2 protein-coding genes are annotated in these 1,091 nt (G+C 43.0%); one reads left to right on the forward strand and one right to left on the reverse strand.

From position 1 onward, the window contains the following. A partial coding sequence (locus AC1DRF_RS29200) for a YitT family protein (RefSeq protein WP_477742468.1) occupies positions 1–637 on the forward strand: 637 nt, incomplete at its 5' end. A gap of 38 nt (positions 638–675) precedes the next feature. Here AC1DRF_RS29200 and AC1DRF_RS29205 read toward each other — a convergent pair. Further along, positions 676–1,091 (reverse strand): cytochrome c oxidase assembly protein (locus tag AC1DRF_RS29205; protein ID WP_477742469.1); only part of this gene is annotated, 416 nt, incomplete at its 5' end.

The following is a 1,091-nucleotide window of genomic DNA, read 5'->3' on the forward strand; positions in this document are numbered from 1 at the left end:
GCAAATGGGGAAAACATTTGCCCTTTCCACTATTTTTGGCATACTGGTTGTATCCATCTTAACTTCTATGTTTCATGAAGTCCCCGCGTTTACCGCAGACGTTCTTCTTGCTACCGTTTTTGGAGGGATTATTCTCGGAATTGGAATTGGACTCGTAATTCGCTACGGCGGAGCGCTTGACGGTACGGAGATACTTGCCATTTTAATCAGTAAAAAAATTCCGTTTTCCGTGGGAGAAATTGTGATGTTTTTCAACTTCTTCATTTTAGGAGCAGCGGGATTTGTGTTCACGTGGGACCGCGCCATGTATTCCATCCTTGCGTACATCATTGCAGCTAAAGCCATTGATACGGTTGTAGAAGGATTGGAAGAATCAAAATCCGCTTGGATTATTAGCGAATATTCCGACGAAATTGGCGATGCGATTAATGCGCGTCTAGGTCGAGGCGTTACCTATTTGCACGGTGAAGGTGCTTATACGGGCGATGATAAAAAAGTGATTTTCTGCATCATCACGCGCCTTGAAGAATCAAAGTTAAAAACCATTGTTGAAGATTTTGATCCTACTGCCTTTTTAGCCGTTGCAGATATTACCGAAGTCCGCGGCGGACGCTTTAAAAAACGAAACATTCACTAAAAAAACGCGCAGAAAGCACCATGCTTTCTGCGCGTTTTTTATGTAAGAGATACTTTTTGAACCTGTTTAAACCATTCATAACAAAGAAGCACAATTAAACATAAGTCGATTAAATCGCCTCCGTAATACATCAGCATAGCCCCTTGCTGCGCCCCTTCCGCCGATACGTGCATAGGCGGGTGAGCGTACACATATTTTGATAAAATACCGTGAGCAGCAAGAGCAAGAACCAATACGGATGCCCGGTACGTAAAAGTTTTTTGATGCGGCGAAGGATCAATTGAAATCATCGATACGGTGAATAAATAGCCGGCTAAAAACACGTGAATATGTACAGCGACATGCACGAAAAAAGAGTGATGCATCATGCCATACAGACTTGTTGTATAAAGAATCCAAAGTCCTCCTACGTTAAGAACAGAAGCTGTCACCGGACTGCTGATGAACCGAACAA

This window comes from Priestia sp. P5_B4, from assembly GCF_056400385.1.